The organism is Enterococcus phoeniculicola ATCC BAA-412 (assembly GCF_000407505.1).
Classification (GTDB): domain Bacteria; phylum Bacillota; class Bacilli; order Lactobacillales; family Enterococcaceae; genus Enterococcus_K; species Enterococcus_K phoeniculicola.
In genome coordinates this window covers 365,756-385,266 of record NZ_ASWE01000004.1, presented here as the reverse complement: position 1 = coordinate 385,266, position 19,511 = coordinate 365,756, and the positions used below count along the sequence as shown (strand labels likewise).

Annotated in this window: 22 protein-coding genes and 1 other annotated feature; of the genes, 2 read left to right on the top strand and 20 right to left on the bottom strand. The window is 36.7% G+C overall.

Features of this window, described 5'->3' with window-relative positions; all coding sequences use genetic code 11:
• Positions 1-93 precede the first annotated feature (93 nt).
• Positions 94-894 carry a 30S ribosomal protein S2 gene (gene rpsB / locus I589_RS15795; RefSeq protein WP_010767308.1) on the bottom strand — a complete coding sequence of 267 codons (801 nt, stop codon included), beginning with the start codon at positions 892-894 and terminating at the stop codon, positions 94-96.
• 375 nt (positions 895-1,269) lie between these two features.
• On the opposite strand from rpsB, the gene I589_RS15790 reads away from it, so the two are divergent.
• Positions 1,270-1,740, top strand: a complete 471-nt coding sequence (locus tag I589_RS15790; RefSeq protein WP_010767307.1) for an arginine repressor — start codon at positions 1,270-1,272, stop codon at positions 1,738-1,740.
• Between the two features lie 86 nt (positions 1,741-1,826).
• On the opposite strand, the gene argS is transcribed toward I589_RS15790, so the two are convergent.
• The 10 genes from argS to I589_RS15740 all read right to left on the bottom strand — a co-directional run bounded on the left by argS (position 1,827) and on the right by I589_RS15740 (position 12,999).
• Entirely contained in the window at positions 1,827-3,518 is a 1,692-nt protein-coding gene (argS, locus tag I589_RS15785; protein WP_010767306.1) for an arginine--tRNA ligase, read from the bottom strand.
• 87 nt (positions 3,519-3,605) lie between these two features.
• Positions 3,606-3,801: a binding site (T-box leader), on the bottom strand.
• Positions 3,802-3,945: 144 nt separating this feature from the next.
• Complete coding sequence (gene argF / locus I589_RS15780; protein ID WP_010767305.1) at positions 3,946-4,962, bottom strand: ornithine carbamoyltransferase; 1,017 nt, start codon at positions 4,960-4,962, stop codon at positions 3,946-3,948.
• Between the two features lie 275 nt (positions 4,963-5,237).
• Positions 5,238-6,263 carry a tRNA (adenosine(37)-N6)-threonylcarbamoyltransferase complex transferase subunit TsaD gene (gene tsaD, locus I589_RS15775; protein WP_010767304.1) on the bottom strand — a complete coding sequence of 342 codons (1,026 nt, stop codon included), beginning with the start codon at positions 6,261-6,263 and terminating at the stop codon, positions 5,238-5,240.
• Position 6,264: 1 nt separating this feature from the next.
• The gene (gene rimI, locus I589_RS15770; RefSeq protein WP_010767303.1) at positions 6,265-6,729 is read right to left on the bottom strand and encodes a ribosomal protein S18-alanine N-acetyltransferase; all 465 of its coding nucleotides are present in this window, start codon (positions 6,727-6,729) and stop codon (positions 6,265-6,267) included.
• Positions 6,726-7,277 (bottom strand): ribosomal protein S18-alanine N-acetyltransferase, encoded by a 552-nt coding sequence (rimI, locus tag I589_RS15765; protein WP_010767302.1) that lies wholly within the window; start codon positions 7,275-7,277, stop codon positions 6,726-6,728. Before rimI (I589_RS15765) ends, rimI (I589_RS15770) begins: the two co-directional genes overlap by 4 nt.
• A complete protein-coding gene (tsaB, locus tag I589_RS15760) occupies positions 7,261-7,983 on the bottom strand; it encodes a tRNA (adenosine(37)-N6)-threonylcarbamoyltransferase complex dimerization subunit type 1 TsaB (protein WP_010767301.1) in 723 nt (240 codons plus the stop codon). Before tsaB ends, rimI (I589_RS15765) begins: the two co-directional genes overlap by 17 nt.
• 323 nt (positions 7,984-8,306) lie before the next feature.
• Complete coding sequence (locus I589_RS15755; protein ID WP_010767300.1) at positions 8,307-9,293, bottom strand: LacI family DNA-binding transcriptional regulator; 987 nt, start codon at positions 9,291-9,293, stop codon at positions 8,307-8,309.
• A gap of 15 nt (positions 9,294-9,308) precedes the next feature.
• Positions 9,309-10,790, bottom strand: coding sequence for a UDP-glucose--hexose-1-phosphate uridylyltransferase (gene galT / locus I589_RS15750; RefSeq protein WP_010767299.1), 1,482 nt, complete (start codon positions 10,788-10,790; stop codon positions 9,309-9,311).
• Positions 10,791-10,801: 11 nt separating this feature from the next.
• Complete coding sequence (gene galE, locus I589_RS15745) at positions 10,802-11,791, bottom strand: UDP-glucose 4-epimerase GalE (RefSeq protein WP_010767298.1); 990 nt, start codon at positions 11,789-11,791, stop codon at positions 10,802-10,804.
• Positions 11,792-11,835: 44 nt separating this feature from the next.
• A complete protein-coding gene (locus tag I589_RS15740; protein WP_010767297.1) occupies positions 11,836-12,999 on the bottom strand; it encodes a galactokinase in 1,164 nt (387 codons plus the stop codon).
• Between the two features lie 164 nt (positions 13,000-13,163).
• Here I589_RS15740 and I589_RS18230 point away from each other — a divergent pair, with 164 nt between their 5' ends.
• On the top strand, positions 13,164-13,331 hold the full coding sequence (locus I589_RS18230; protein WP_010767296.1) for a DUF3042 family protein: 168 nt from the start codon (positions 13,164-13,166) through the stop codon (positions 13,329-13,331).
• A 92-nt stretch (positions 13,332-13,423) separates the two neighbouring features.
• Here I589_RS18230 and I589_RS15735 read toward each other — a convergent pair whose 3' ends face one another.
• From I589_RS15735 to I589_RS15700, 9 genes are all read right to left on the bottom strand, one after another.
• Entirely contained in the window at positions 13,424-13,774 is a 351-nt protein-coding gene (locus tag I589_RS15735) for a DUF488 domain-containing protein (protein WP_010767295.1), read from the bottom strand.
• Positions 13,775-14,195: 421 nt separating this feature from the next.
• Positions 14,196-14,597: a rhodanese-like domain-containing protein gene (locus tag I589_RS15730; protein ID WP_010767294.1), complete on the bottom strand. Its 402-nt coding sequence runs from the start codon at positions 14,595-14,597 to the stop codon at positions 14,196-14,198.
• Between the two features lie 15 nt (positions 14,598-14,612).
• Entirely contained in the window at positions 14,613-15,578 is a 966-nt protein-coding gene (locus I589_RS15725) for an ROK family glucokinase (RefSeq protein WP_010767293.1), read from the bottom strand.
• Positions 15,578-15,790 carry a YqgQ family protein gene (locus I589_RS15720; RefSeq protein ID WP_010767292.1) on the bottom strand — a complete coding sequence of 71 codons (213 nt, stop codon included), beginning with the start codon at positions 15,788-15,790 and terminating at the stop codon, positions 15,578-15,580. The genes I589_RS15725 and I589_RS15720 overlap by 1 nt, the downstream gene beginning before the upstream one ends.
• A 552-nt stretch (positions 15,791-16,342) precedes the next feature.
• Positions 16,343-17,044: a rhomboid family intramembrane serine protease gene (locus I589_RS15715; RefSeq protein ID WP_010767291.1), complete on the bottom strand. Its 702-nt coding sequence runs from the start codon at positions 17,042-17,044 to the stop codon at positions 16,343-16,345.
• Positions 17,041-17,598, bottom strand: a complete 558-nt coding sequence (locus I589_RS15710; RefSeq protein WP_010767290.1) for a 5-formyltetrahydrofolate cyclo-ligase — start codon at positions 17,596-17,598, stop codon at positions 17,041-17,043. The genes I589_RS15715 and I589_RS15710 overlap by 4 nt, the downstream gene beginning before the upstream one ends.
• Positions 17,599-17,715: 117 nt before the next feature.
• Positions 17,716-18,228 carry a dihydrofolate reductase gene (locus I589_RS15705; protein WP_010767289.1) on the bottom strand — a complete coding sequence of 171 codons (513 nt, stop codon included), beginning with the start codon at positions 18,226-18,228 and terminating at the stop codon, positions 17,716-17,718.
• Positions 18,229-18,298: 70 nt separating this feature from the next.
• The gene (locus I589_RS18395) at positions 18,299-18,442 is read right to left on the bottom strand and encodes a hypothetical protein (protein WP_010767288.1); all 144 of its coding nucleotides are present in this window, start codon (positions 18,440-18,442) and stop codon (positions 18,299-18,301) included.
• Positions 18,443-18,791: 349 nt separating this feature from the next.
• Entirely contained in the window at positions 18,792-19,454 is a 663-nt protein-coding gene (locus I589_RS15700; protein WP_010767287.1) for an aspartate/glutamate racemase family protein, read from the bottom strand.
• Positions 19,455-19,511: the final 57 nt, after the last annotated feature.

Sequence of the window (19,511 nt, the reverse complement as noted above, 5' to 3'; positions counted from 1 at the left end):
TCCTCCTAAAGGTATGTTTTCGTTTTAAAAAAAGCTGTTTCAAAGGAGATGAGGCATGGCGCCTAGCCCTTGAAACAGCTCCGAATTTAAAGATTATTCAGCTGAGTCAGCAGAAGCATTGTCGCCTTCTACAACGTCAACAATTTCTTCGATTGAAGTTGCATTTTCAGCAGTTTCTTCTGCTACAAATGTTTCTTCAACTACTTGGTCTTCCCCTTGGTTTCCTTCGATAAATGCATCAGCCATTTTTGAAGTAATCAATTTAACGGCACGGATAGCATCATCGTTTGAAGGAATTACTACGTCGATTTCATCTGGGTCACAGTTTGTATCAACCATAGCTACGATAGGAATATTTAATTTGTGTGCTTCTTGAACAGCAATACGTTCTTTACGTGGGTCTACGATGTACATTACATCAGGAATTCTAGGCATATCAGCAATACCACCTAAGAATTTTTCAAGACGTTCACGTTGTTTGTTCAAGCCAACAACTTCTTTTTTAGGAAGAACATCAAATGTTCCATCTGCTTCCATAGCGTTGATTTGTTTCAAACGGCTAATACGTTTTTGGATTGTATCCCAGTTAGTTAAAGTTCCACCTAACCAACGATGGTTTACATAGTATTGACCAGAACGGATAGCTTCATCTTTAATTGCTTCTTGCGCTTGTTTTTTTGTTCCTACGAACAAAGCAACGCCGCCTTCTTCAGCAACTTCTTTCATGTAGTTATAAGCGTTATCCACTAATTTAACTGTTTTTTGTAAGTCAATAATGTAGATTCCGTTTCTTTCTGTGAAGATATATTTCTTCATTTTTGGGTTCCAGCGACGAGTTTGGTGACCAAAGTGTACGCCGGCTTCTAGCAATTGTTTCATTGAGATTACTGCCATGATTTGTTTCCTCCAATTGGTTTTTTGTATTTTTATACCCTCTCTTTTGATTTACTCCTTTGTGGACTGACATGCAGCACCTCACAAAAAATAGTCAAAAGATGTGTATTAGTATCTCTATAAGAGACACCTTTGATAGTATATGATACTTTCACGTTAATTTCAAGTCTCAATTTTAAATTCAATCACATTCTCTTTTGTTTTCTAATTCTTATCTATTTTAAAAACTTGTTAAAAAATATTTCCTGATACTTAAAATTCACAATAATCATAAAATTATTTTTTTCTGATTAATTTTTCCCCATCTGACTGTGTTTTTTTCTGTTTATTCGTTATACTATGAGAAATACTAATTACAAAGGAGTACATCTACCTATGCGTAAGGCCGACCGCCATTTACTAATTAAACAAATTGTTACCAGTCACCCAATACGTACACAAGAGGACTTGTTGATTCAATTGAAAAGTCATGGAGTCACTGCTACACAAGCAACGATTTCTCGTGATATTCGTGACCTTAAAATAATTAAGACCATCGATGAAGACGGACTTCCTCTTTTTCAAATATTCCAAGGAAGTACATTTAATGAAAATGAGAAAGTAGAAGAAGAACAACGGCTAATTCAGATGATTAAAGACATCGTACTCAAGGTACAACGTGTTCACTTTTTAACAATTGTCAGTACCTTGCCTGATAATGCACATTTATTTGCTTCGATTATTGATGAATTAAAGCCACCACACGTAGTAAGTACCATCGCTGGATTTGATACCGTTGTGATTATTTCAGGTTCAGATGAAGAAGCACAAAAGGTAGAAGAATATTTTACGAAACATTCTTTATAGTTTAAAAAAACCGTCAAGGCGAACATAACGCTTTGACGGTTTTGTCTTTTCTCATTTACTCTTGATAGAAAAGCACTGTATCTTTTTTACATTTTATTTGGTGCTTTCAATCCTAACAAACGCAAGTCTTCTTTTAGGAGAATTGCAACTGCATGGACTAACGCTAAACGAGCATCTTTTTGATCGTCTTCTGTTAATATTTTTGTTTGCGCATAGTACTTATTAAAGGTTTGTGCTAACTTGATTGCATGTTTTGCAATGACAGACGGCTCATATTTTTCAGCGGCCTGCATCACTGTCTCTGGATACTTTTGAATTAACTTGATAACTTCCCAGCTTGCTTCATCATTCAATTTGAAGTCTGCATTTGTGGTTTCCGTATAGCCTGCTTTTGCCAATAAGCTCATAGCACGTGCATGCGTATATTGTACGTAAGGACCTGTTTCACCTTCAAACCGCACCACTTCTTCTAAATTAAAATCAAAATTATTCATACGATCATTCTTTAAATCGTGGAAAATTACAGCTCCCACACCTACTTGTTTTGCTACTTCTTCTTTGTTCTCTAAATCAGGATTCTTCTCACTGATTTGTTCATTTGCTGAATCAATTGCTTCATTTAAAACTTCTTCTAAAAGAACAATTTTTCCTTTACGAGTGGATAATTTTTTCCCACCTTGAGTAATTAAACCAAAACGAACATGATACATATCATCAGACCAGTCAAAGCCCATTTCCTTTAAGACTGCTTTTAACTGTTTGAAATGATAGCTTTGCTCATTTCCCACTACATAGATTGATTTAGCAAAATCATAAGTACGCTTACGGTACAAAGCTGCTGCCAAATCACGTGTGATGTATAAAGTTGCACCATCAGATTTACGGATCAAGGCTGGATTTAAATCATAAGCACTCAAATCAACGATTTCAGCCCCTTGATCTTCTTTAAGAAGATGTTTTTCTTCCAGCATGTTAGTAATTTCTTCCATCTTATCATTATAGAATGCTTCACCATTTAGAGAATCGAATTCTACACCTAACATAGTATAGATTTTGTTGAACTCTTCCATTGACTCATCCCGGAACCATTGCCATAAACTTAGAGCTTCTGCATCGTCTTCTTCTAGACGTTTGAACCAAGCACGTGCTTCATCATTTAGTTCTGGTTCTTTTTCTGCAACTTCATGAAATTCAACGTAAAGACGAAGTAGCTCTGTAATTGGATGTGCTTTGACCGCTTCTTCAGAACCCCATTTTTTATAGGCAACGATTAGCTTTCCAAACTGAGTTCCCCAGTCCCCAAGGTGATTAATCCGAATAGGTTCATAACCAATTTTTTCAAGAATAAATCCAATGGAATTTCCAATAACAGTTGAACGTAAATGGCCCATAGAAATTGGTTTTGCAATATTTGGTGAAGACAAGTCAATCGGAACTTTTCCATGATTTCCAATTGTGCTGTCTCCATAATGACTTTTTTGTGTCATTATTTCTTTTAGTATTTTTTCGCTAATCATACTTTTACTCATGAAAAAGTTTAAGTATGGTCCTACAACCTCAATTTTTTCAAAGCTTTGTCCATCAATTTTTTCTGCAAGGTCAGCCGCAATTTGTTGAGGTGCTTTACGGTAGACTTTCGCTAAAGAAAATGCTGGGAAAGCGACATCTCCATGATCCACTGATTTAGGATTTTCCAACAGCTGTTCTACTTGCTCAAGAGATAAATCATCCTTTACTACATCAAAAATCGCTTTTGCTACAATTTCTTTATTATTCATTGTTTATTTCCTCCTTATTTTTTCAAGTAACGTTTTTGGTTCGCACCATTTGAGAAACAAAAAAAGCCCCTAGTGATGTATAACATCACTAGAGACGAGATTACCCGCGGTACCACTCTATTTGTCCATTGGACCTTCTTAAATCCGATAACGGTGGATTGCCGTCTGCTTAAACACAGATTCTCCCAAGTGCGTTTCCCAATTAGTTTTTCTTTTCGGCTCTCACCTTCTCCGAAATCGCTAGTAGAAAAAACTATGGTACTCTCTTGATCATCAAAAACGATATGAAACTGCCACTGATTATAGCAGACTTTTTCCGCTTTATCTAGCTTAAATAGTCAATTTACTTAAAAGTTTTTTTAAGAGGATATTTTTTTGAAAAAACCGGAGATTCCCGCCATTGATAATGAGAAGCAGCCGACCTTTTTTATACGTGTGGAATAAATAGATCCCCTAACGTAGCTGCCATAATCGCTTTGATTGAGTGCATTCGATTTTCTGCTTGTTGAAATTGCCAACCATGGACGCTTCTAAACACTTCATCCGTTACTTCCATTTCTTCCATACCAAATTGATCCTTGATTTTTTTCCCATAGACTGTTGATGCATCATGAAATGCTGGTAGACAATGTAAAAATATGACGTTCTCATTCTCTGTTTGTTCTAGTAACTTTTGGTTGACCTGATAGGGTAGCAGCAGCTTCACACGCTCCTCAAACTTCTCTTCTTCCCCCATTGAAACCCATACATCAGTATATAATACATCAGCATTTTTCACTCCTTTTTCGACATCGGAGGTAATCAGTAGATTGGCGCCAGATTTTTCTGCAAACGTATTTGCCAGTTCAATAACTGACGTATCTGGTTGAAGTTCTTTTGGTGAAACAATTCGGATATTTGTTCCTAAAATAGCCCCCGTTACAAGTAAAGAATTCGCTACATTATTTCTTCCATCTCCACAATAGGCTAACGTAATCCCCTCTACCTTTCCAAATGCTTCTTGAATGGTTAAAAAATCTGCTATCATCTGTGTTGGATGCCATTCATCTGTCAGTCCATTCCAAACAGGAACCCCTGAAAATTCAGACAATTCTTCCACCATTTCTTGGCTAAATCCTCTAAATTCAATTCCATCAAACATGCTCCCTAACACTCGAGCAGTGTCTTCTGTTGATTCTTTTTTCCCAAGTTGTATATCATTTGCTCCTAAATATTCCGGATGTGCGCCCAAGTCTATCGCCGCGGTTGTAAAAGCCGCCCGGGTACGTGTAGAAGTTTTCTCAAATAATAGCGCAATCTTTTTCCCTTCCAAATAACGATGCGGAACATTTCTTTTTTTTAATGCTTTTAAATGCTGAGAAAAATTAATTAGATACTGTAACTCTTCTTTTGTAAACTCTTTTTCTGCCAAAAAACTTCTTCCCTGAAAGACTGATTCTGTCATAATTCGCACTCCTTTTATTGAATATATTTTTATATTACGTCTATTTTCTTGTATATTAAAACAAAAATCAAGTTTTTTTGTACTTTTATTCAAAAAAAAGAATAATAAAAAATTCTTAGCATTATGATGCGCTCTTTCTAAAAAGCTGGATTAAAACTCTAACTTTTAAAGAGCGCCTCACTGTCAAAAGACGACTAAGAATTTTTCTTTAATTATTTATGCAGTCATTTCCATAAAATCTTCTACAACGTTTTCTATTCCTCTACTTTATCTTCTTACATCGTCTGAAAGACAAGACTAGGATTAGCATTTAATTCATACGTTGCAAGATTTCCTAAAGCTAATTCTACGTGTGCAGCTGCTCCAATCATCGCAGCATTATCTCCGCATAAGCGTAATGGTGGAACAATTAACTCAACATCAGGTAAGCGTTCAGCCATTGCCTCTTCCATCGCTGCTCTTAGCCCGACATTTGCTGCAACGCCTCCTGCTACTACCAACTGTTTTACAGGATACGTTTTGCATGCACGAACCGTCTTTTCAACAAGCACCTCTATAACACTTGCTTGAAAGCTTGCAGCCAAATTCTCTCTTACTAAGGGTTCTTCTCTCTGCTGAGCGTTATGGACTAAATTAATGAAAGAACTTTTTAATCCGCTAAAGCTGAAATCAAAATTGTCCTCTTTTAGCATAGCACGAGGGAAATGATAGGTGTCTTCTCCTTTGTGAGCCAGCTCATCAATCTCTTTGCCACTAGGATAGGATAAGCCCAATACGCGTCCCACTTTATCATATGCTTCACCTGCTGCATCATCTCTTGTTTCACCAATAATTTCAAATGAACCATCCTCTGCCATATAAACAAGTTCGGTATGGCCACCACTTACAAGTAAAGCCATCAAAGGAAATTCCAATGGTTTCACTAAACGCGCAGCATAGATATGACCTGCCATATGATTCACTGGGATTAAGGGTAGCTGATGTGCCCAGGCAAAAGCCTTTGCCGCAGAAATACCAATAAGTAAAGAACCAACTAAGCCTGGACCATAAGTGACAGCTACAGCAGTTAACTCTTCAGGAGTGACATTTGCCTCTTGAAGTGCTTCTTCGATACAAAGAGTAATCTGCTCTACATGATGTCTACTTGCAACCTCAGGAACTACACCGCCAAATCGTTTATGACTATTAATTTGGGATGCCACAATATTGGTTAAAATTTGATCGCCATTTTCAATAACTGCGACACTTGTTTCATCGCAGCTGCTTTCAATTGCTAGAATTAATTCTCTTGTTTCCGTCAAGCTAAGCCCTCACTTTCGCACTCATAATTACAGCATCTTCACAAGGTCGTTGATAATAAGATTTTCTAATTCCTAATGAGCGAAACTTTTCTGATTTGTATAAATTTTGTGCAACATGATTGGAACAGCGAACTTCCAAAAAGACTTGAAAAATATCCTGCTCCTTCATCTGGACAATCAGCTCATGCAATAATTTTCTTGCGTAGCCTTTTCCTTGAAAAGCCTTTGCAGTCGCTACATTTGTAATCTCAGCTTCATCTAAGATTAAATTACAACCGACAAATCCAACAATTGTATTTTCTTCTTCCAAAAGCAAATAGTAAGAATGATTTTGATTCAAATCATTTTCAAATTGTTGCGTACTCCAAGGAGAACCATGCTCATATGACTCTTCACAGATTGCCCATAATTGATTTGCCAATTCAGAAATTGAAAAATCATTTTTTTTATAAAACACCACATTCACTCTTCTTCTATTATTTTTATCATATCTAGTGCATCTTCATTTGTTTCGTTATAATAAGCGGGCTTCACCGCTTTTGAAACAAAGCCCTTTTTTCGATAAAGCCTCTGCGCATCTTTGTTACTCATGCGCACTTCTAAAGAAACTGTTTCACAGCGATTCATTATAGCAAATTTAACAATTTCGTCAATCAAACGTCCTCCAATTCCACGTCCTTGATATTCTGGAATAATGGCAATGTTTGTAATATGACAGTCATCTCCAATGATTCGACTTCCAATAAAACCAAGTAACTCTGATTCAGCGAATACAGATAGATACAGATGAGGAATGGATGACTTTAATTCTGTCAAAAAAGCACTTTTTGTCCATGGTAACTGTCCCACATATATTTTTCGTTCAACCGCTAATAGTTCTTTAATATCTTCTATCTCTGTCTCACGAATAAAAAAAGTATCTCCATTTATTTTTACCGTCTGAGAGGGATAAATTTTTCTTCTGTTAAATGGATATAGAACCCGACGAGAAAGTTGTCTAAACCTTTTCAACATAGGCTTCGTCTCCTGGCACATGTGTTTCCAGCCATTTTTCTTCTGCTTCTACTCGTTTTAAGTAGTTTGGCAGAAAGCTTTGGACATCTGCTGTTGGTGTGGCGTTTTCTCCGAGTTCAGCCAAGGTAATTCCATTGGGGATATCCCACAAAGCGACAGTATTTCGTTTGGCATGAGGGAGCTTTTCTTCTATGTCCTCTACAAAATTTCCGACGTCTGACCCGACAAAGTAGATAGACTCTTTTATTTCAGACAACTCATCAAGTAAGCGATCCATTGCTATATGACGGTCTTCTTTTCTGCAAATAAGCTGACCATTTTCCCATTGATATATGCCTGCGTAAACATTTCTTCGCCGTGCATCAAAAATTGGAACAATGAGCCCTCCTTGATTGACACAATTTGCAGCAATTGTTGCTAAACTAGACACACCGACTAATTCTTTTTTCAACGTATACGCAAGTGTTTTTGCTGTTGTCACGCCAATTCTTAATCCTGTATAAGATCCTGGTCCTTGCGCCACCACAACTCGATCAATAGCTGAAGTTTTTTTTTCTACTGATTGCATCAAAGAATCAATAGCTGGCATTAATGTCAAACTATGATTTTTTTTAACCGTTGTTTGTATTTGACCTACAATCTTTCCGTCTTCTATTATACCAATGGCCAATGTTTGATTGGAGGTATCGATAGCAAGTATACTCATCAAAAATCCCTTTCCTTTGTAGAACAATAATGCACTCATTGTAGCATATTTTTCTATAACTTAATATCCCTTTATTCTCGTAATTTCCTTAAGTAAATCCTTTTGTTTCAGGAAGGAACCTCCGCAGATATATCAGCTTATTTCACTAGTCAAATAGCTTTCAACTATTCTTGTATTCACTTTCCTGTTCTCACTTTATCATTCAGAGACAACAAAAACCCCCGTATTGGACTTTCACATCTTAGTGTCCAGTACAGGGGAACCTATTTTTCTAAAAAAAGTTTATTCATTCGACGTGCTGAACGCAAGTTTTAGGTTTCTAGTTAGTTTGTCGATTCTCTATAGATAAGCTCTGTTCCAACTGTAATCTTTCTTGGCACTGGAGACTTGTCTTTGCTTAATGAAAGAATAGTTTCTATTGCAAGTTCGCCCATCCATTCCGTATACACTTTGACAGTAGTTAAAGGTGGGCTGACGTATTTTGCCACACTAATGTCATTAAACCCTATCACAGCCAGTTCATCGGGGACAATGACACCTGCCTCTTGCATTGCTCGTAACGCACCAATTGCTAATGCATCATTTGAAGCAAAAAAGGCTTCAGGCAACTCTTCTCTTTTCTTTTTCAAAAAACGTTTCATAGCTTCATAACCAGCCTCTACTGAAAAATCAGCCTCAATTACAAATGCTTCATCGTAAAGATTTTTTTGACTAAGCAATTCTCTAAAGACAGAAAAACGGACATCTGAAATTAGCTGATGTGTCGGCTTGGTGTATTCTTTTCCAGCAAGGATACCTAGTTTTGTATAACCATTTGAGAGAAAATAGTCAACTACGTCTTGAACACTCTGATGAAAATCAACTACAAGTGAATTATATCCTTGTTGCATCGCATCAAAATCAACAAATAATAGATTATCCTGACTTTTCCCTAGCAATTCTATCTGCTCTGTGTCGAATTTACCTAAAGCAATTGTTCCGTCAACCGTTTCATCACTCATCTGTGATAGGGTCTCTTTTAACAAACGGATACCCAATTCTTCTGCTTTTTTTTCAATCCCAAGCCGAATAGATAGATAATAGAGATCGTCTAGTTCTTCCACTTCGTTATACCATTGAATCAGGCGAAGTTGTGATTTTTCATGTCGCTGATTTTTCTTATGCTTTGTATAATTCAATTCTTCTGCAGCCTCAAAAATTTTCTTCTTCGTGTCATGACCAACAGAAAGCTCCGTATCATAATTTAATACACGCGAAACAGTTGCAGGAGAAACGCCTGCCAATTCAGCGATATCTTTTATGGTAGCCATCTCTCTCCTCCTCTTTTATAACGTATGAATAAACCGTTGGAAGGCCAGTTGTCCTTCTTCATTTCGCTTAAATACGCCTGCATCCATCAATACTCTAGCAAATACATTTCCGACAGATTCTTGAACAATCTTTTTGGCGGTTCCTCTAGTTATGTTTGTATTTTGTTTCAACTTATCCGCCCATTCTTTATGGTAAGCAGCCATTTGATTTTCCTCATCAAGCAGATAGTTTTCTACCTCTATTAGCTCTTTTTCTAAGCGTGGAGGTAAAACAGCAAGTCCCATCACTTCAATAAGTCCGATATTTTCTTTTTTGATATGCTGAACATCTTTATGCGGGTGGAAAATCCCATCTGGATGCTCTTCAGATACATTGTTATCCCGTAAAACTAAGTCAAGCTCAAATAATTCTTGTTTGCGTCGAGCAATAGGTGTAATAGTATGATGCGGTGTCCCATCAGAGGAAAACGCTGAAACTTCTACGGATTTATCAGAATAATTTTGCCATTTTTCAAAAATCACAGTTGCTGCTTCTACCAACTCAGAAGGTTCTTTTCCTTGTAAACGAATCACTGACATTGGCCATTTCACAATCCCTGCACGAATCGTTGGAAAATTAGTAAGTGAAAATTCTGTTTCTATCTCTGCCTTTGCCATTGGAAATTCGTGTCGACCTGCTTGATAGTGGTCATGAGACAATATTGATCCTCCAACAATTGGCAAATCAGCATTAGATCCGACAAAATAGTGAGGGAATACCTCAATAATTCTTAGGAGACGAGTAAACGTTTCTTTTGAAATACGCATTGGGCGATGTTCTTCTGACAAAATAATAGAATGCTCATTGTAATAGGCATACGGCGAATACTGAAAGCCCCAGCTCTCTCCATCTAAATTCATTCGAATAATACGATGATTGGTTCGCGCTGGATAATTCAATCGACCTTTATATCCTTCATTTTCCATGCATAGCATACATTTTGGATAATCTACTTTTGCTGCCATTCTTTCTGCAGCAATTTGCTTTGGATCTTTTTCCGGTTTTGACAAGTTAATCGTAATCTCTAATTCACCATACTCTGTCTCTACTGGAAAAATAATATTTTTTGCAATAGCTCTTGTCTTAATATAATCATTTGCTTTACTTAGCTCATAAAAGTAATTCGTTGCTTCTTGCGGATTTTTTGAATAATGCTGCGCAAAAAATGCATTGACTACAGATGGCGGCGGCGTTAGAAAGTCCATTAATTGCGCTTCTAAGATTTCCACTTCTGCTTGATTTTCTGTAATCACTTGATTTTTTTTTGCTGTTTCAACCAATCCATCTAATAACTCTAACGAGGTATGAGAAGCTGTACCTTCTTTTACAGGTGCTAACGCTTCTTCACCAATCAGTGAGGCCACTCGATTTTGTAAATAAATCCGGTCCATTTCCATCCATCCGCCAGAAGCAATTGCCAATGTGGTGAATTCATAAATTGTTTGACTGACTGTCACAACCAAACCTCCTAGTCTTCATATCCATTTGGATGGCTAACATGCCAATCCCAAGCCGTTTTGATAATATCTTTTACTGAGGTATATTGAGGATCCCAACCCAAAACAGATTTAGCTTTTTCACTTGCTGCAACCAATGTTCCTGGATCTCCCGCACGACGAGGGGCAATATTTGCTGGAATTTCTTTTCCAGTTACTTCACGGGCAGCTTCCAACATTTCTTTTACTGAATAACCATTATTGCTCCCTAAATTGAAGACATTACTTTCATTTCCTGCTTTCAAATATTCCAAAGCAAGAATATGTGCGGCGATTAGATCCTCTACATGAACATAGTCACGGATACATGTACCGTCTGGTGTATCATAGTCATCCCCAAAAATAGCTAATGCTTCTCTTTGGCCTAAAGCAACTTGTAAAATAATTGGCACCAAATGCGTTTCTGGATTATGATCTTCACCAATCGAAGAATCAGCTTTTGCTCCCGCCACATTGAAATAGCGCAATGCTACATAACGCATGCCGTATGCATTGTCACACCATTTCATCATTTTTTCCATCATTAGCTTACTTTCACCGTAAGGATTCTTAGGATTGGTAGGCGTTGTTTCTCGTATTGGGGTTTGCTCAGGTTCGCCATACGTTGCAGCAGTAGAAGAAAAGACTATATTTTTCACCTTAAATTCTTCCATTACTTCAAGAAGAATCTGCATGCCATAAACATTATTATTAAAATAGTCCAATGGCTTTTCAACAGATTCACCCACTAAAGAGCTTGCCGCAAAATGAATCACGCCTTCAATCGCTTCTTTTTTGAAAACACTTTGAACAAATGCCTTATCTCTGACATCCCCTTCATAAAAACGTGCCTTTGGATGAATCGCTTGTTTGTGCCCAGTTAATAAATTATCGATAACAACTACATCATAGCCTTTTGATACTAATTGATTTACTGCATGAGAACCGATATAACCGGCTCCTCCTAGAACTAAAATTGACATAATATATTTCGTCTCCTTTGTTATGAAATACTTCCTTCTTTATCTTACAGTTTTCTAGCGCCATCATCAATGCTTGCTTTATAAAAGTCTGCAGAATAGCCAATTTTTTCTTTATAGAGGTTTCCAACAGTTTCCATAAACTCTGGTAAAGCTGTTTCTTTAACAAGTGCAATCGCGCATCCTCCAAAACCTGCCCCTGTCATTCGCGCACCTAGTACACCTGGTTGTACTTGTGCTGCAGCAACTAACGTATCTAGCTCCACTCCAGTTACTTCATAATCTTCTTTTAGTGACTGATGAGACGCATTTAAAAGTTGACCAAAAGTTTCTAAATCATTAGCTTGTAAGGCCTTCTTCGCTTTCAATGTCCGTTGATTTTCCATCACCGCATGTTTTGCACGTCGAATCAGTATTTCATCATCAATCAGCTGAGTATTTGCATAAAATGTCTCTTCGTCTAACTCTCCTAGACTTTGAATGGGTAATTTTTTCTGTAATCGTTGAAGAGCTTCTTCACATTCCCCACGTCGTTCATTATATTTTGAATCAGCTAACTCGCGTCGTTTATTTGTATTCATAATTGCCACAACATAATCCCCAAAAGCTGCTGGAACGACTTCGTAAGAAAGAGTATTAGTATCTAACAATAAAGCATGATCTTTTTGTCCCATACCAATCGCAAATTGATCCATAATACCTGAATTCACGCCAATAAATTGATTTTCTACACGTTTTCCTAATTTTACTAAGTCTAACATTTCAACAGGTAAGTCAAACAAATCTCTTACAATTACTCCGGTAAGCAGTTCAATAGAAGCTGACGAGGAAAGACCCGCCCCGTTTGGAATCGTTCCATAGACCAAGATATCCATACCAGAAGTTATTTGATAGCCATCTTCAATTAAATAGGCAATCACTCCCTTAGGATAATTTGCCCAGTCATCTTTCTTGTTATAAGACAAATCCTCTAGTGAAAATTCAATTCTCCCTAATTGTTCAAAGTTTTTTGAATAAAGTCGAATCATTTGATCTTCTCTTTTACGCGCCAATCCGTATGTCCCGATTGTAATAGATGCAGGAAATACATAGCCGCCATTGTAATCTGTATGTTCTCCAATTAAGTTGATTCTACCTGGTGCAAAATATTCACCTGTTGCTGTCTCGCCATCAAATAGTTGCTGAAACTCGTTATGCAATTCTTCTAGCATATGAACACCTCGTTTTTTATTTAGTAAATATATTATAAAATATTTACTAAATTTTTACAAGAAAAAAATAAACCGATTTCATATTAATCATTCTACTGGTTTTTTTTTACCTTTTCCTCCATAATAAAAGAGTAGACTAATAATTGTATGAAGAGGTGTGCGCTATGAAAAAATTTGTATCTGGACTTCTTGTTGGAAGTCTTGCAACAGTGGCTGCTGTAGCCGGCGCTGTCGCAACGATTAAAAAAACAGTGATTGATCCAATCGATGAAAAAGAATCAATGATTGAAGAAAATCGCAAAAAAGCGATGAGAAAACGTGTTTCTCGCTAATTAAAAACATCCATTACCAGCTTTAAGACGAGTTCATCCAAAAGAAATTTCTTTTAGACTCCTTGCTTATATGCTGTGTAATGGATGTTTTTTTATTTCTCTAACCACTCTTTTAAACAAACCGCCTGATTATCGAGGGTATCTTTTGCCCCATAGACTAGAGTCACATTTTGGTGCTTAGCAACAAGTGTTTGTAGATGGCTGAATGCTTCTTTCGCCTTTCCTGCTCCTAATTCATCTGCATATTTTTCTTTAAATACATCAAATTTTTCAGGCTCATGATGAAACCATTTTCTAAGCTCGTTACTTGGTCCCACTTCTTTTAACCACTCGTCTAGCTGGGCACGCTCTTTTGATATACCTCTCGGCCACAAACGATCTACCAATATCCGATAACCATCTTCTTTTGACGGCTCTTCATATACACGTTTTATCTGTAACATGGTCTTCACCTCACTCTCCTATCATAAGCATTTTCTGAATATTTTACAAAAGCAATTGCTCAATTATGTTTATAAGAGTATAAAACACACCTTAAAGATACGTACAGAGTCAAAAAGAAGGTGAGACATAACTAGTTAAGTTATGTCTCACCTTTTCTAAACATGAAACATGAGTGAGTTGAAGGCTTCGAAAGTAAGCTATACCTACTTGGTGTGTTTGACACACTACTTCTGAAAAAAATAGATGTAGAAACGTACCTACTTAATCCCAAAGATTTAAGGAGCAATCTTCGTGAATTCCTTCTTACTTCTCGGAGCTGAACACTTCTGCCCGACCCCTCTCCAAATTCCCTTTTTAGTCTAGAGAAGCTTAGTCCGTTGGTCCTAACAACCAGTCGCTTTCATTCTCTATTCTACTTATTTAATAGGATGTTTTTTTCTTAATCTTTCCAGTCCAGCTATCATAGCCGCCCTTAAGAAGATAAATCTCTTTGTATCCTTCTTTACGTAATTTTGATGCTGCGCGGATACTCAAGCTTTTCTTTTGGTCATAAACATAAACAGGCTGATCCTTACGAATGGACCCATACGATTGTTTCAACACGCTGTAAGGAATGTTTCTAGCCCCTAAAATATGACCAGCATCAAACATATCTTTTTCACGAACGTCAATAATTTGCGCCTTTCGCATTCCTTCACGAAACTCTTCTTCTGTCAACATTGTTGCTGAGCGTTTCCCCATCATACGAATATACAATTCATATCCTACAATAACTAACACAATTGCAATTAATACAATATCTATTTTTAACCATACAGACATTTATTTCAAACCTTTCTATTTATCAAATTGTAAAGCAAGTGAGGCAGCACCAATTACACCTGCTTCATTTCCCAATTCAGCTAATTTAATTTTTGTGCTATTTCGTACTTGCGGGAACGTAAATTCTTTAAAATAATTTTCCACACGTGAGCGTAAAAATTCTCCCGCCGCAGAAACCCCGCCACCTAAAACAATACTTGATGGATTTAACGTATTTCCTAAGTTCCCGCATGCTAAACCTAAATAGAAGCAAACCTTATCGACAACCATTAATGCAAATGGGTCCTCTGCTTGCGCATATTCAAAAATATCTTTACTTGTCACTTCTTCACCATCATCTAACAATGCTTTTATTTTAGAATCACCCACGTATTCTTCCGCTAAATGGCGTGCTACGCGAACAACACCAGTTGCACTTGAAACCGTTTCAAGGCAGCCGCGTTTTCCACATGTACACTCAAAACCATTAGGATCAACCGTTACATGACCCACTTCTCCCGCACAACCTGCCGTTCCGTGCAATAATTTTCCTTCAGCAATGATTCCCCCGCCAACGCCGGTTCCTAACGTGATAAAAATTACGTCCGGATCATTTTCTCCGGCACCTTTCCAACGTTCTCCTAACGCTGCAACATTGGCGTCATTGTCTAAGGCAAATGGAATCTTTGTTCCTTTTTCAATCAGCTCTTTTACAGGCTGTAAAGTCGCCCAATTTAAATTATAGGCACCGATGACTGTTCCTTTTTCTAAGTCTACACTTCCCGGTGTCCCCATACCAATACCAATGAAATCTTCACTCGTCATGTTGTAAAGATTTAAACGGTGATTAATTGATTCTACAATCTCCGGTACAATATGACTTCCTTCATCTAAAATGTTTGTATCAATACTCCATTTTTGCTGAATTTCACCATCCATAGTTAAAATCGCAAATTTTGCTGTTGTTCCACCTAAATCAATCCCAATAATCTTCTTGTCCATCAGTATTTTCCTTTCTGTCGGCTTTCTTCAATGTGATGCTCTCGTTTTAAGATTCGCCATGCAGTCATATACGTATCCTTATCAATCAGTCGACCTTCGTAAAGGTTTTTCAACTCAATTGTCATCAGTTCAATATCGTAAATTCTTGCACCCACATAGATATAGATGCCAAATTGTTTAAATAGTTGTTGTACATCATATAAGCTTTCCATTTTTCGCACTTCCTTGAACATTATACAAGACTAGTCCTACCTTTTACAATGCTATTTCTATACTTTTCCAAACCTCTTCATCTGTTTGTTCAATTTTTTTCAAAATAAAAAACTACCTTATCTAGTATAACAAAAAATCTTAGGTTTTTCCTTAGCTATCTGAGAAAAAAAACGAACAATATACGAAGATATAGAAAAAGAAATTAGCTCTTATTCTGCAAGCAACTCAATCCTTTTAGTAAAAAGTCGTACACGCTCTTTCCAATGAACAAAAACACTGGTCTTTAAAAATTTTTATTCTCCTACTTTTTATAAAAATAGAAAAAAGAGGAAGGTGGGACATAACTAATTAAGTTATACCCCACCCTCGTAAAATATTAATAAACGACGGGAAAACAATGACTTTTGGAACATAGCTGGTGCGTTCACTCATCTCTATAAAATAGAGAGAAAACCAGCACGTTTTTAGCGCTCGCAGCTTTTGTTTTGATTTCTTTTTTTAAATAGTTTAACAACTCGCTAAGAATATGTTTTTTACACGACAGTTGTTTTCTATATCAGACCATATTTTCTTATACCTAACAAAAAGAGAATCACAATAAGAAAAGCAAAAATCCCACCTGCAATAATTCGTTCATGAATGGAGTACCTTTCTTGTTGTTTTGGAAGTGCAATTGCACTTCCAAGTAGTAATCCACCAATAATTCCGCCAATGTGTCCCCACATATCAATTGTACTATCAAATAGACCAAATAACAGGCTCATTCCCACAAATAGCGCAAACTGTCGAACCATTCCTTGTATAGCCATATTTTCCTTAAAGTGAACACCTAAAATGAGAAAGGCCCCAAACATACCGAATAAAGCCGTGCTTGATCCTGCTGCGACTGTTTGTGGACTATTAAATGCAAAACTCGCCATATTCCCCATAAACCCACTCAGTAAGTAGATAAATAAAAATCTGCCATGGCCATAGATATTCTCAATCTGAGTACCCATAAAATACAAGACCACAGAATTCAAGGCATAATGTGATAAACCAAAATGAATAAACATAGGAGTAATAAACCGCCAATACTCGTGTAAAATCGCGACACGCGGGCCAAACATCGTTCCAGTGCTATAAAACCAGTTATCCATAGCCGGTGATAAAAACATTAATAAAAACACGATTGTTTGAATTGCTAAGAACGTGTAGGTTAATAACGGTTTATTTAACCACCGCTTTAGTTTCATTTGTTGTTGATAATTCATAAATCTACTCCTTTACTATCCGTAAATAGATGAGCGACAGGTACGTCGAATGTTTCAAACGTCCAGTCCTCGTGGAACTGTTCTTCAAATACAAGGCTACAGGTATTTCCTCTGTAATTTGATAAATAACGATCATAGTAGCCTCCGCCAAAACCAATTCGATACCCTGATTTTGAAAATACTAACCCAGGCACAATAATTAACTCTAATTCATCTGGCATAACCTCTTTTGTTGAATCAGGTTCTTTTACTCCAAATGCTGAAATCGTATGTACAGTGTCTGAGTTCGTTTCGTAAAACACCATTTTCCCTTTTGGAAAAGATTTTGGTGCAGCCATTTGCTTGTTTTCTTGCCAGCCTCTGGCAAAAATCTCGCTTGTGTCAAATTCAAATCCTAACGAAATCACGGCGGCAACAGATTTTGCTGATTTCCATGACTCACTTTCAAAGAGCTGGGCTAATATATAGGCTTCTTTTTCCTTTTTTCTTTCAGAAAATTGGTTCAATTCTTTTAGTTGTTGAATCTTTTGTTCTCTAAGTTTCTTTTTCTCCATACGTTCGTCCACTCCCTTACTGAATGGTATCGAAAAAAAAAGAAAATGGCAATCTTTCTCTGATGAATTCACACAAAAATCATATTTGCACAATTCACGAAAAATCACCACATTCTGTTAATTGTTCACAGGAAATTCTGGTTTTCTGACCCATTTTTGAAAAACATGTGGATAATGATTTTCTTCATCAAGAATTCCCTGTATTTCCTCTTCTAATTCAAATTCAGAAAAGTCCATCTCTTCAATATACGTATCTCCATCGAACTCTGCATCTATAAGTGTTCGCCAAATAACTGAAGTATAGGGAAGCATTTCTTTAAATATACGACTTCCCCCTGAAACATAAATATCTTCGTCTGTTTGTTTTGACAGTTCAACCAGCTTATCTATTGATGAAACAACTTCCGCATTTTGTCGAACAGGAAACGTTTCTTGTTGAGTTAAAACAAAGATATGGCGATATTTCTCACTTCGATAATCCATTCCTTCATACGTTTTTCTTCCCATTGCCAGTAAAGAATTCATTGTATGCTCTTGAAAAAATTGCATATCATTTGGTAAACGCCAAGGGAGTAACCCATCTTTGCCAATTAATCCCTTTCGATCTTGTGCCCACATAGATAAAAACATCACTGTTTCTCCTCACTTTATAGCTATTTTCAATCCTTCATTTTCCTTTATATATCGCTGTTTTCACTCGTTATTTTTTTAATGTTTGCGAATAAGAAGCAATCTGATTTTCAACTTCAACTGCCTTCGTCACATTCGTTAGTCCGTATTCCTCTACTAATTTTTGAATACGTACGTGAAGTTCTTTCTCCATTGATTCGTTTGCTTTTTCCATATTATATACACTCCATTCACAAAAGTTTCTTAGGCTCTAAGAACGTAGTATACTCATTTTTCTTTTGAAATCAACCAATCCGCATCTTGTTCAAAACATCACAATTTATGCAATTCGAACATATTTGTAAATGATAAGAATAAACTATATCACTCTACTCTTCTTGGATTGGCGCAGTTACAGCGTATCAATTTATCCTTTTAATTTTCCACGCTAAATTCACCTATTCAAAAAACTTAAATAAAGCGTTCTTTTTATCATTTTTTCAAACTATTTTTATTGTTTTTAGATATCTCCTGCTTGCACTCTATTTATATGAAACGCTCAAAATAAATTACAATTTACGCGATTATCTTGAAAGTAACTCATTTAAAGATTCAACCAAATAGGTATCCGCATTGAAGCATTTTATAGAAGATAGTCGTTGATACTCATCAAAAAAATAGGGAAAGTGCGTACAGCCAAACACTATACAAGATACCTGATTTTTTTCAAAGAAAGCAATGGACTCTTTTATCCCCGATGAAGCGCAGATTTCTGATGGTGTTTTTCCGGTTTCAATACTATTCACCCAATCAATGTTTGTTATTGAATACACATCAGCCTCTATATTTTCCTGTACAATCACTCGCTCAATCCCAGCTGCACCTTGAGCATTAGCACTTAGAACACCCATTCGTAAATAGGTTTGCGCCAACTCCTTATAAAATAGAAAAGGAGTCAAAATCGGTACACGATGCTTCTTTGATAACTCCTCAAAATCAACACTGGCACTTAATGAATTACAGTAGATAAAGAAAATTTCTACTTTTTCTTCACGTATTAATCTAGCAATAATCGTATCCATTTTTTCTTGCCTAAGCGCTGGATTCATTGTTTGAAAGTAGGTTTGCTCAGCTGGCGTACTTGAAATAGGGTAAGAAACGAGCTCATTTTTATAGTGCTTTTTTAGTAGAGCCACTCCTAACTTCGTATCTACTTTCGTTCCAGCAATTACTGCAATTTTTTTCATCTTCTTTCCCTCTTCTCCCTCTGAATATCTCAGACATCAATAAACGCCTGTAATCGG

Coding starts and splice junctions, on each gene's coding strand:
- I589_RS15710 (WP_010767290.1), bottom strand. CDS start 17,598: ATGGAGAAAAAGAAACTTAGAGAACAAAAGATTCAACAACTAAAAGAA.
- I589_RS15735 (WP_010767295.1), bottom strand. CDS start 13,774: ATGTTACAGATAAAACGTGTATATGAAGAGCCGTCAAAAGAAGATGGT.
- I589_RS18395 (WP_010767288.1), bottom strand. CDS start 18,442: ATGGAAAAAGCAAACGAATCAATGGAGAAAGAACTTCACGTACGTATT.
- I589_RS15720 (WP_010767292.1), bottom strand. CDS start 15,790: ATGGAAAGCTTATATGATGTACAACAACTATTTAAACAATTTGGCATC.
- I589_RS15705 (WP_010767289.1), bottom strand. CDS start 18,228: ATGTTTTTATCTATGTGGGCACAAGATCGAAAGGGATTAATTGGCAAA.
- galE (WP_010767298.1), bottom strand. CDS start 11,791: ATGTCAATTTTAGTTCTAGGAGGAGCCGGTTATATCGGTTCTCATGCA.
- argS (WP_010767306.1), bottom strand. CDS start 3,518: ATGAATAATAAAGAAATTGTAGCAAAAGCGATTTTTGATGTAGTAAAG.
- rimI (WP_010767302.1), bottom strand. CDS start 7,277: ATGTTGAAAAGGTTTAGACAACTTTCTCGTCGGGTTCTATATCCATTT.
- I589_RS15730 (WP_010767294.1), bottom strand. CDS start 14,597: ATGTCTGTATGGTTAAAAATAGATATTGTATTAATTGCAATTGTGTTA.
- argF (WP_010767305.1), bottom strand. CDS start 4,962: ATGACAGAATCAGTCTTTCAGGGAAGAAGTTTTTTGGCAGAAAAAGAG.
- I589_RS15700 (WP_010767287.1), bottom strand. CDS start 19,454: ATGAAAAAAATTGCAGTAATTGCTGGAACGAAAGTAGATACGAAGTTA.
- I589_RS15725 (WP_010767293.1), bottom strand. CDS start 15,578: ATGGACAAGAAGATTATTGGGATTGATTTAGGTGGAACAACAGCAAAA.
- I589_RS15715 (WP_010767291.1), bottom strand. CDS start 17,044: ATGAATTATCAACAACAAATGAAACTAAAGCGGTGGTTAAATAAACCG.
- I589_RS18230 (WP_010767296.1), top strand. CDS start 13,164: ATGAAAAAATTTGTATCTGGACTTCTTGTTGGAAGTCTTGCAACAGTG.
- rpsB (WP_010767308.1), bottom strand. CDS start 894: ATGGCAGTAATCTCAATGAAACAATTGCTAGAAGCCGGCGTACACTTT.
- I589_RS15755 (WP_010767300.1), bottom strand. CDS start 9,293: ATGGCTACCATAAAAGATATCGCTGAATTGGCAGGCGTTTCTCCTGCA.
- I589_RS15740 (WP_010767297.1), bottom strand. CDS start 12,999: ATGCTAGAAGAATTGCATAACGAGTTTCAGCAACTATTTGATGGCGAG.
- tsaB (WP_010767301.1), bottom strand. CDS start 7,983: ATGAGTATACTTGCTATCGATACCTCCAATCAAACATTGGCCATTGGT.
- I589_RS15790 (WP_010767307.1), top strand. CDS start 1,270: ATGCGTAAGGCCGACCGCCATTTACTAATTAAACAAATTGTTACCAGT.